The sequence below is a fragment of the Frankia sp. CgJB1 genome (assembly GCF_977947065.1).
Genome location: NZ_CDWTNB010000149.1, coordinates 1 through 9,929, shown reverse-complemented (window position 1 = coordinate 9,929; position 9,929 = coordinate 1). Strand labels below are relative to the sequence as shown.

General features: G+C 71.0%; 9 protein-coding genes and 3 pseudogenes. 7 read left to right on the top strand and 5 right to left on the bottom strand.

Going from position 1 to position 9,929, the window contains the following annotated elements; all coding sequences use genetic code 11:
• Nucleotides 1–502: 502 nt before the first annotated feature.
• From AC08OT_RS15660 to AC08OT_RS15640, 5 genes and pseudogenes are all read right to left on the bottom strand, one after another.
• On the bottom strand, nucleotides 503–631 hold the full coding sequence (locus tag AC08OT_RS15660) for a hypothetical protein (RefSeq protein WP_476596516.1): 129 nt from the start codon (nucleotides 629–631) through the stop codon (nucleotides 503–505).
• Between the two features lie 53 nt (nucleotides 632–684).
• On the bottom strand, nucleotides 685–963 hold the full coding sequence (locus AC08OT_RS15655) for a PIN-like domain-containing protein (protein ID WP_476596515.1): 279 nt from the start codon (nucleotides 961–963) through the stop codon (nucleotides 685–687).
• Nucleotides 938–1,657 carry a hypothetical protein gene (locus AC08OT_RS15650; RefSeq protein WP_476602966.1) on the bottom strand — a complete coding sequence of 240 codons (720 nt, stop codon included), beginning with the start codon at nucleotides 1,655–1,657 and terminating at the stop codon, nucleotides 938–940. The genes AC08OT_RS15655 and AC08OT_RS15650 overlap by 26 nt, the downstream gene beginning before the upstream one ends.
• Nucleotides 1,658–1,914: 257 nt before the next feature.
• Nucleotides 1,915–2,070: pseudogene (locus tag AC08OT_RS15645) on the bottom strand (SAM-dependent methyltransferase); the annotation flags it as partial.
• Between the two features lie 52 nt (nucleotides 2,071–2,122).
• Nucleotides 2,123–2,350: pseudogene (locus AC08OT_RS15640) on the bottom strand (Scr1 family TA system antitoxin-like transcriptional regulator); the annotation flags it as partial.
• A 357-nt stretch (nucleotides 2,351–2,707) separates the two neighbouring features.
• Here AC08OT_RS15640 and hemL point away from each other — a divergent pair.
• The 7 genes and pseudogenes from hemL to AC08OT_RS15605 all read left to right on the top strand — a co-directional run.
• Entirely contained in the window at nucleotides 2,708–4,066 is a 1,359-nt protein-coding gene (gene hemL, locus AC08OT_RS15635) for a glutamate-1-semialdehyde 2,1-aminomutase (protein WP_476594586.1), read from the top strand.
• The gene (locus tag AC08OT_RS15630; protein WP_476602965.1) at nucleotides 4,063–4,710 is read left to right on the top strand and encodes a histidine phosphatase family protein; all 648 of its coding nucleotides are present in this window, start codon (nucleotides 4,063–4,065) and stop codon (nucleotides 4,708–4,710) included. Before hemL ends, AC08OT_RS15630 begins: the two co-directional genes overlap by 4 nt.
• 89 nt (nucleotides 4,711–4,799) lie before the next feature.
• A complete protein-coding gene (locus AC08OT_RS15625; RefSeq protein WP_476594587.1) occupies nucleotides 4,800–5,678 on the top strand; it encodes a putative RNA methyltransferase in 879 nt (292 codons plus the stop codon).
• Nucleotides 5,679–5,938: 260 nt separating this feature from the next.
• Nucleotides 5,939–6,541 (top strand): TlpA family protein disulfide reductase, encoded by a 603-nt coding sequence (locus AC08OT_RS15620; protein ID WP_476602967.1) that lies wholly within the window; start codon nucleotides 5,939–5,941, stop codon nucleotides 6,539–6,541.
• A 60-nt stretch (nucleotides 6,542–6,601) separates the two neighbouring features.
• Nucleotides 6,602–7,573, top strand: coding sequence for a cytochrome c biogenesis CcdA family protein (locus AC08OT_RS15615; RefSeq protein WP_476601382.1), 972 nt, complete (start codon nucleotides 6,602–6,604; stop codon nucleotides 7,571–7,573).
• Nucleotides 7,570–9,687: a cytochrome c biogenesis protein ResB gene (resB, locus tag AC08OT_RS15610; RefSeq protein ID WP_476602964.1), complete on the top strand. Its 2,118-nt coding sequence runs from the start codon at nucleotides 7,570–7,572 to the stop codon at nucleotides 9,685–9,687. The genes AC08OT_RS15615 and resB overlap by 4 nt, the downstream gene beginning before the upstream one ends.
• Nucleotides 9,687–9,929: pseudogene (locus AC08OT_RS15605) on the top strand (c-type cytochrome biogenesis protein CcsB); the annotation flags it as partial. The gene resB and the pseudogene AC08OT_RS15605, both read left to right, overlap by 1 nt.

Sequence of the window (9,929 nt, the reverse complement as noted above, 5' to 3'; positions counted from 1 at the left end):
AGCCGGAACCGACACACCGACGACCATCAAGATCCAACTAGTGGAAGCGGCATTGAGGCTCATCCTCACCGCACGTCGAACGTAACCAGTCGAAGGCACTCAAGAGGGCAGGCGCGGCCGGCGAGGCTCTCGACCGGTCACGCCTGTCAACTTCCACCGCCACAGCGAGGGGTCTGTCAAGTTGGTTTTACAGTCCCGGTTTACGTGACCGTACTAGACCGCCTTCGGCTTCTTCGGGGCTGTTTCGGAGACGGCGTCGTGAACGAGGGTCTGGCGGTGCGGTGGCCGGCGTACTACGTCCGAGCCGTGCAGCGTGTGCAACACGGGTGCGGACCAGGGGCCGGCCGGCTGCCTAAAGATGCTGGTGAGAAGCCCAAGGCCTGCCCAAGGACGATCGGTACCACCCCTTGGTTGTACATATCAAGCGACGGAAGACGCGGCTAACCGGCGTCTACCTGAATCACGGATGGTGCGACTCCGGTCGATGGTGGGTGAGGAGGCACTACCGGGGCTGGGGTGAGCTGATGTCCATTTTGCGGATCTCCGTGGCGTGGACGGCGTAGATGAAAGGGCCTGCTTCGGTGCAGGCGGTCGTGATCGCGGGCAGGTTCGAGAGCAGCCACTGTGCCATCGCAGCACCCGGTAGGTCCTGCCGGGTTATGTAGAAGCATCGCGCGTGATGTGTCAGACGGCTTCCTGTTCGGCGGGGCGGTAGCGGATACGCGCGTCCTTCATGAACACGACCCAGCCGAGGCGGGCCGTGTCCTCGATCCAGGTGACGTCCGCGATGTCCTCGTCCTGTGGGATGCCGTAGTGCTCGGCGAGCGTGATCAGCCGTAGCCCGGCGTCTCGGAGTAACCGGGGGACGGCGATGCGGCCGAGGCTGCGGTCGATGAAGACGTGCGGAAGCCCGGCAGGGTGGCGATCTGTCGAGTCATCAGGTGGCGATTTTGCTTGCGACACGGACGGCGCCTTCAAGATCAGAGAGAGGCACGCCGAATTCTTCCGCTACCTCGGCGAGTGCTTCGCTGGCGTGGAAGCGGCCCAGGGCGTCTTCGACGCGGGCGCCGCCGTGAGTGAAGATCGGCTGGCCGAAGCCACGGTGGGGATCGACGATGACGGAGCCGGGCTCGTACCGCGGTAGCCGGATGAGCCGGGGGTAGCCGTCCGAGGCGAACTCCACCAGCCGGAGGTAGGACTCGACGATCTCCCCGAACACCCGCTGCCCGTTGCGCACCACGACTAGTTCCCGGGCTCCACGTGCTTCGGGCGTGTCGCCCTGGCTCTCGGCGAAGTCGTAGAGAACCTCGGCACCGTCGGTGTACAGGGCGCGTGAGGCGAGGACGTGCTCGATCCCCAACTGCTCGGACAGGCGGGCCAACGCGGGGCGGATCCGCTGTAGCGGCACTCCAGCGGCTCGGATGGCTGCCAGGATCATCCCCTCGGCAAGCCCGATGAACGGCACGACGGCCGTGCCATGGCGCTGACGGGGCAGCACGGTGACGATCGGCTCACCATGGACCGGGGCGCGGCCCGGTGCGTACCTGGTGTAGCCGTAGGCCCAGGTCGCGAAGGTCGACGTCGGCACGCCCAGGTGCCGGCCCGCCTCGGCGACGCTGTACAGGGACAGGTCGAAACGGCCGCGATCCTGAATCATCGCGCCTCCTCTCAAGCCTGCTGGATCCGAAGGTCCTGCCGCGCAACACCATGATCATAGCCCCTTGCTGGCTCGACGACGCCGGGGAGGAGGCCACGGCGAGCCGTGCTACCGCAGTTTCTCTGGAGCTGGATCGGGTCGGTAACGGTCCGGCGGTGCGGTGGTCGGTGTACGGCGTCCGAGCCGTGCGGCATGTGCAACTCGGGTGCGGACCAGGGACCGGTCCGATTGCCCAAAGACGCTGGTCAGAAGCCTGGAGCCTCTGCGAATACGACTGGGTCGTTGTCGACATAGAGAATCCGTGATTCGGGTGCGACCCCTTGGGCGACCTCATGCAGATTCGGGGGTGGCAGTCCCGTTTCGATGCCCAGGAACTGTCGGATGCCGTGTTCCGCCGCCAGTAGGCGGGCCACTCAGGCCCGCGTGTGCCCCCGAGCGGAACGGGAGCACCTGGGTCGTGATCCCGGGACGGTGGGACACGTCGATCAGGTGGGCGAGTTGGGCGCGCGCCACCTCGGGTCCGCCGACCATGCGGCGCACTGCGGCTTCGTCAAGGATCGCCCAGAGCTGCGGTGGCGGATCGGTGGTCAAGATGGGGTTCTTCCGTTCGACGACCGCCGGCCCGGTGAGCTCGGAGTAGTCGAAATGATCATTGGCTGGAGTGGGTCGTGTGGGCGGCGCACCGGGCACCATTAGGGCAAGCAGCACCAGGGCAACGTCGTCTTCCTTGTAGCCCTTGCTGTAGTCCTCGCTCATCGAGATCGGGCCGACCGGCGGTGGATCGCCGAACGCCGGGGCCTGGGAGGGGTCGGGGCCTGGGAGGGACAGCGGCTGATCGACGGCCGCAGGTGTCCGGGGGAGGACCGGGCGCACGAGCCGCCGTCGGTGGGCGGCCGGGGCAGACCCCCGTCCAGCGGTGGCTTTCAGCGGTGGCTTCCAGCGCTGGTGGCGGGTCGGTCAACAACGGACCACGGACCGCGGAGGGGGACGCGGCGTGCTACCGGACACGTGGAGCGCGGGAGGCGGGGCCGACCTGCGAGGATCGTGGGCATGGTGGTTCCGTCTGCCGCGCCGGCATCCGAGGAGCTGTTCCAGCGCGCCGAGCGTGTTGTTCCCGGTGGGGTCAATTCTCCGGTCCGAGCCTTCCGTGCCGTCGGCGGCACGCCGCGCTTCATGGTGGCGGGCAACGGCCCCTATCTGACCGATGCGGACGGGCGTACCTACGTCGACCTGGTGTGCTCGTGGGGGCCGATGATCCTCGGCCATGCCCATCCGGCCGTCGTCGAGGCGGTGTCGCGCGCCGTCTCGGCCGGCACCAGCTTCGGCACCCCCACGCCGGGGGAGGTGGAGCTCGCGGAGCTGATCGTCGACCGGGTCGGCCCGGTCGAGAAGGTACGCCTGGTCAACTCCGGCACCGAGGCGACGATGAGCGCCGTGCGGCTGGCCCGGGGTTTCACCGGCCGGTCGAGCATCATCAAGTTCGCCGGCTGCTACCACGGGCACGTCGACGCGCTGCTCGCCTCCGCCGGTTCCGGAGTGGCGACCCTCGGGTTGCCGGACACCCCGGGAGTCACCGGCGCCGCCACCGCGGACACCATCGTCCTGCCCTACAACGATCTCGCGCTGGTCGAGGCGGTCTTCGCCGAGCGCGGTGAGACGATCGCGGCGGTCATCACGGAGGCCGCCGCCGCCAACATGGGGGTCGTCCCGCCGCTGCCCGGCTTCAACGCCGGGTTGCGCCGGCTGTGCGACATCCACGGCGCGCTGCTCATCCTCGACGAGGTGATGACCGGGTTCCGCGTCTCACGCGCCGGCTGGTGGGGCAATGAGGGCGCGATCGAGGACTGGTCGCCGGACCTGTTCACCTTCGGCAAGGTGATGGGCGGCGGGCTGCCCGCGGCGGCCTTCGGCGGGCGGGCGGACGTGATGGCCAGGCTCGCACCCGCCGGCCCGGTGTACCAGGCGGGCACGTTGTCGGGTAACCCGATCGCCGTCGCCGCCGGACTCGCCACTCTGCGGGCCTGCACCGACGAGGTCTACGCCACTGTCGACACCCGCGCCGCCGACGTGGCCGGGATCGTCTCGACCGCGTTGACCGAGGAGGGTGTGGCCCACCTGCCGAGCAGCGCCGGATCGCTGTTCAGCTTCTTCTTCACCGACGCCGCCACCGTGGTCGACTACGCCGGTGCCCAGGCGCAGAACACCGCCTGGTACGCGGCGTTCTTCCACAGCATGCTCGACGCCGGGATCTACCTGCCGCCGTCGGCGTTCGAGGCGTGGTTCGTCTCGGCCGCGCATGATGACGAGACGGTGGAGCGGATCGCCGCGGCGGCACCGGCGGCCGCACGTGCCGCCGCGGCGGTACCCGAACCGGTGACCGTCTCCGCCTCTCCCGAGGGGCGGGCATGACGGAGCCGGCTCCGTTGACCCGGGTGCATCTGGTCCGCCACGGCGAGGTCTTCAACCCGGAGAAGATCCTCTACGGCCGGCTGCCGGGGTTCCGGTTGTCCGACAAGGGCCAGCAGCAGGCGAAAGTCACCGCGGAGTTCCTTGCGGAGCTGGACGTCGCGGCCGTGGTCGCGAGTCCGCTGGATCGTGCTCAGCAGACCGCCGCGCCCATCGCCACGGCGCACGCACTCGCCGTCCAGGCCGACCCGCGGCTGATCGAAAGCCGCAACGCCTTCGAGGGCAGAACGTTCGAGGCCGGCCCGGCGGTGGTCCGCTACCCCGCCCTGTGGCGCCTGCTGCTCAATCCGTTCCGCCCATCCTGGGGCGAACCGTACGACGAGATCGTCGCGCGGATGCTCGTGGCCGTCGCGGAATGGCGCGATGCCCACCCCGGTCGGCATGTCGTGCTCGTCAGCCATCAGCTTCCGGTCTGGACGGCTCGGCGTGCCCTGGAGGGGGTGCCCCTCTGGCACCGTCCCGACCGGCGGCAGTGTGGGCTGGCGAGCGTCACCACGGCCGTCTACCGGGAGTCCGAGCTCGTCGGCGTCCAGTATGCGGAGCCGAACGGGCTGACCGCGAACACGCCTGGATCGGTCGGCGCCTGACGAACTCCACCGGTCCCGAGTCACCGGCGCCGGCCGTCGCTGTCCCGCCCGTCGTCGCTGTCCCGCCCGCCCTCGCGTCCCTGCGGGCCGTGCTGCCGTTCCTGCGCTGCCCCGTGTGCGGCGACGCGCTGCACCGGGCGGACAGATCCCTGCGCTGTCCCGCCGGGCACGACTTCGACGTCGGCCGCAGCGGCTATGCCAACCTGCGCACCGGCCGGACTCGGCGGGTCGTCGGCGACACCGCCGTCATGGTCGCCGCGCGGGAGTCCTTCCTCGGTGGTGGCCACTACGGGCCGCTCACCGCCCGACTGGCCCAGATCGCGCATCCCGTCCCCGGGGGGTCATCCGGGCTATCCGGGTTGCCCGGTCGGGTGATCCTCGACATCGGTGCCGGGACCGGGCACCATCTCGCCGGCGTGGTCGGTGCGCGGCCGGACGCGGTCGGCATCGCCGTCGACGTCTCGAAGTACGCCCTGCGTCGCGCGGCGCGTGCCCATCCCCGGATCGGCGCGGTCTCCTTCGACGTCGCCGCCCCCTGGCCGGTGGCCGACCACGCCGTCGCGGTGCTCCTCGACGTCTTCGCGCCGCGCAACTTGGCCCAGATGCACCGGGTGCTGTGCCCCGACGGGCTGCTTATCGTCGTCACCCCCGGACCGGGCCATCTCGCCGAGCTGCACGGCCCGCTCGGACTCGTCGGGATACAGGCGGGCAAGAGCGACCGGCTCGACGAACGAACCACCGGACGGTTCGAGCCGATCATCGTCGAGCGCGTCGACGTTCCGCTCACGCTGAACACCGACCAGATCGTCGACCTGGCTCTGATGGGCCCGACCGGCCATCATCGTGCGCCCGACCAGCTGCGCCGGCGGGCCGAAACCGCCTTCCCCGGGAGTGTCCCCGTTACGGCCCGTTTTCAGATCCGCGGTTACCGTCCGCTCCCGGTCCCGCCGGTGGCCGGCGGCCGGTGACGTCGGCGGAACGGTGCCTGCCCGGCGACAGAACGGTGCCCGCCTGGCATGGAGCCCACAGGTGTCCTTTGTCGAGAAGCCCATGCGCGTCTCGCGGCCCCGCCACCTACCCTGAGTTGAGTTCTACAGTTGGTCGTAGACAGGTTCCCGGGTGGGAAGGGGCAGGGCACATACTGGTTCGCGTGGCGGAGAAGGGATGGCGGTCCGCGTCGGATGACAGTTCGGGCACGCTGGTGACAGGCATTGCCCCGATGCGGCGGATGCGCCGGGCCCGGTCGGCCCGCCGTGTCCGCCGGGCGGGATGCGTCGCCCCGGCCGCCGTGGCGCTCGTGGCGGCCGGGCTGCTGGCCGCCTGCTCCCCCGGGGCGAACTCGGTCGACGCCACCGGTGACGGGGGCTACGGCTTCGTCCAGCAGGCGGCCGGGCAGGACTTCGCCGCTCCCGGAAACCGGCATCCCGCGCCCCCCCTGTCCGGTAAGACCCTCGACGGGACCTCCCTCGACCTCGCGTCCTACCGAGGGAAGATCGTTGTGATCAATTTCTGGGCCTCGTGGTGCGCTCCCTGCCGCGCGGAGACGCCAGGCCTGGTCCAGCTGTCCAAGGACAACCCCACGGTGGCGTTCCTCGGTGTCAACGAGAAGGACACCGTCTCCGGCGCGAAGGCCTTCGCGCGGGACTACGGCAAGTCCTACCCGAGCATCGTCGACAAGCTGGGCACCCTCGCCGCGGGCTGGCCGGTCGCTCCCGGCCTCCCGTCGACGTTCGTGCTTGACCAGAACGGGCGGATCGCGGCCCGGTTCACCGGTGGTGTGCTGCCCGACGACCTGAAGCCCGTGCTGAGCCGTCTGCGGGCCGAGGCGTGAGCGGGCGCCGTTCGCCCGGGGCGGAGAACCCGCGGTGAGCCCCGGGGCGGAGAACTCGCGGTGAGCGTGGTCGGGCTCATCACCGACGGGCCGGTCCTGCTCGCCGCGCCGGTCGCCGCCGCCGCGGGACTGCTCTCCTTTCTCTCCCCCTGCGTCCTTCCGCTGGTGCCGGGCTATCTCAGCTTCGTCACCGGCCTGTCCGGGGCGGAGCTTCAGGATCGTTCGAGGCGAGCTGCCGCCACCCCGGGGGGGCCGCCGGGCCGGGCACCGGCGGTGCCGGAGGTGTCCGTAGCGGTGTCGGCGGTGCCGGGCATGGCGGTGGCCGGCGGGGCTGTGGTGGCCGGCGGGGCGGCGGTCTCCGGTGGCGGGGCGATCTCTGGTGACCTCGCCCGGGACGACGAGGGGACCGGGTCGCCCGGGCCGCGGCTGTACCGGCTGCGCGCGGGTGGGCGGGTCGCCGCGGGCACGGGTCTATTCGTGCTCGGCTTCACCGCGGTCTTCGTGTCCTACGGCGCGGCCTTCGGCGGGCTCGGGCAGTGGCTCACCCGCCATCAGGTTGGCGTCAGCCAGGTTCTCGGGGTTGTCACTATCGTGATGGGACTCGCGTTCGCCGGCGTGTTCTCCCGGCTGTCCTGGGCGAACAGGGAATGGCGCATCCACCGGTTGCCGGCGCCCGGCCTGCTCGGCGCGCCCGTGCTGGGGGTGCTCTTCGGGATCGGCTGGACACCTTGCCTCGGCCCGACGTTGTCGGCCGTCCTGGGTCTGGCGGTGACGAGCGCGACGGCGCAGCGGGGAGCGTTCCTCTCCGCGGTGTACTGCCTCGGGCTCGGGCTGCCGTTCCTCGCCGTCGGACTGGCTTTCCGACGTGCCGTCGGCGCCCTGCGGGTGCTGCGACGGCATACCCGCATCCTGACCCTGCTCGGCGGCATGCTGCTCGTCACGGTCGGCGTGCTTCAACTCACGGGGGAATGGGCCGACCTGGTTGCGAACCTACGGCCCTACGCCCCCGGCTTCTCGGAGACGCCGCTGTGACCTCCTCAACCCGTTCGAACGCCCGGCTCGCGCCTGCGTCCGGAGCCGCCGATCCCGCGCCACTCGCCGCCGGGTCCGTCGACGTCGAACCCGGCGACACCGTCGAGGCCGAGTCCGGCCTCGAGAAGTCCGGCCTCGAGTCCGCCATCGAGTCCGCGGGATTCGACTCCGGCGTGGCGGCCAGCTCGCGCCGCCTGCCCGAGGGGCATGCCGACGCCCGCGTCGCCGCCCCCGAGGCGTTCGACCCGCCGGACAGCGCGGCCGGTCCGTCGCCCAGCGACCCCGGCGACCCCGGCGCGCCGACCGACGGACCGGGGCGCGCCCCCGGCGCCGGTGGCCGGTTCACCCGGCATCCGGCCCTTGCCCTCGCCGTCCGGTCCTGGCGCCAGCTCACCAGCATGCGCACCGCGTTGCTGCTGCTGTTCCTGCTGGCCCTGGCCGCCGTGCCCGGATCGCTGCTGCCGCAACGCGCCATCAACCCGATGCGGGTGGAGCAGTACCTCGCCGACCACCCCACCCTCGGTCCGCTGCTCGACTGGTTCTCCGGGTTCGACGTCTTCGCCGCGTCCTGGTTCGCGGCGATCTACCTGCTGCTGTTCATCTCCCTGATCGGCTGCCTGTCGTCCCGGATCCGCTGGCATGCCAGGGCGCTGTTCACCGCGCCGCCGAAGGCCCCGGCCCGGCCCGGCCGGCTGCCCGGCGGCAGCGCCTGGACGAGTCCGATGGAGCCCGGCGACGCGATGGCGGCCGCCCGGCAGGCGCTGCGCCGACGGCGCTTCCGGGTCACGGCCACGGCTGGCGAGGCCCGCGACGCGAAGGGGACCGCCGACCACTCCGTCGCCGCGGAGAAGGGGTACCTGCGCGAGACCGGTAACCTCGTTTTCCACATTGCCCTGGTGGGGCTGCTCGCCGCGGTGGGCTTCGGTTCCTGGTACGGATACTCCGGGACCGTGCTCGTCGTCTCCGGGAGTGGATTCGCGAATACGATCATCTCCTATGACCAGTTCAACGCTGGTCAGCGCGTCGACACCGCGAAGCTGCGCCCGTTCTCGCTCACGCTGGACCGGTTCAATGCCACGTTCCAGCCGAGCGGCCAGCCGTCCGACTTCCGCGCCGACGTCACGTATGCCGCCGCGCTGAACGCCCCGACCCGCAAGGCGACCATCCGCGTCAACCATCCGCTGGTGATCGGCAATGCCAAGATTTACCTCATCGGGCATGGATTCGCCCCGCACTTTGTGCTTCGCGACGCCGCGCGCAAGGTCGTCTGGGAGTCGAACGTGCCGTGTACCCCGCGGGACGGCATGTTCACCTCAACCTGCACCGTCAAGATCCCCGACACCGGACTGCCCGCGCTGGGTGTCCGCAAGGAGCCCCAGCAGCTGGCCTTCAGCGGCGTGTTCACGCCGACCACCCGCCTCGACCCGACCCAGGGATACGTCTCCGTGTTCCCCGCGGCCCGCGCGCCCGGTCTGACGATCACGGGGTTCGTCGGCAACCTCCATCTCAACGAGGGCATTCCACAGAACGTCTACACGGTCGACACCCGCGACATGCGCCAGATCACGATGACGGGCCCGGCGGGCAGCGAGCGCACCGCGCAGGTCCTGGCTCTCGACAACCCGCGGCAGCGCACCCTTACCGGGCTGCCCGGCGGGATGAGCCTCGAGGCCGACAGCGTGGCCGAGTTCGCCACCTTCCAGGTCAAGTCCGACCCGTTCAAGGGCGAGGCGTTGCTCTTCGCGGTCCTCATCATCGTCGGGCTGATCGCGAGTCTCCGGGTGCGCCGCCGCCGGGTTTGGGTGCGGGCCCGGCCGGCGGCCGCCGGTGGGTGCACGGTGGAGATCGGCGGGCTGTCCCGCTCCGACGCCGACGGGTTCGCCGTCGAGTTGGCCCAGCTCACGACCCTGGTCCGCGAGGCCACCGGGCTTGCCGGCACCGACCGGTCCGTGCCGACCGCCTCGGAATCGAGCGGCGCCGAACCCGCCAGTACCGAACCCGCCAGTACCGAACCCGCCAGTACCGAACCGGGCAGTACCGAACCGAGTAGCACCGAACCGGGTGGCACCGCAGCCGGCGATGCCGTGTCGAGCGCCAGCGAACGGGAGCACTGATGGCGGTCAACGAGGGCGTAGCCAGCCTTTCCGATCATCTGTTTGGCAGCGGCGAGGCGGTGTACGCCACGGCGATGCTCGGCTATGCGGCCGAGTTCGCGTTCAGCCGGCTCGGCCTGCGCCACGATGCGGTTCAGGAGGCGGCGGCCGTCCCGGCACGGCAGGGGGCCGGGTGGCCGGCGGCGCTGATCGGAGCGGCGGCCGGCGGGAGCGGCGCCGCCGCCGATCCCGCCGGCCCGGCC

Excerpts from the sequence above, each read along its gene's own strand:
- hemL (WP_476594586.1), top strand. The coding sequence starts at position 2,708 with ATGGTGGTTCCGTCTGCCGCGCCGGCATCCGAGGAGCTGTTCCAGCGC.
- AC08OT_RS15650 (WP_476602966.1), bottom strand. The coding sequence starts at position 1,657 with ATGATTCAGGATCGCGGCCGTTTCGACCTGTCCCTGTACAGCGTCGCC.
- AC08OT_RS15630 (WP_476602965.1), top strand. The coding sequence starts at position 4,063 with ATGACGGAGCCGGCTCCGTTGACCCGGGTGCATCTGGTCCGCCACGGC.
- AC08OT_RS15620 (WP_476602967.1), top strand. The coding sequence starts at position 5,939 with ATGCGCCGGGCCCGGTCGGCCCGCCGTGTCCGCCGGGCGGGATGCGTC.
- AC08OT_RS15660 (WP_476596516.1), bottom strand. The coding sequence starts at position 631 with ATGGCACAGTGGCTGCTCTCGAACCTGCCCGCGATCACGACCGCCTGC.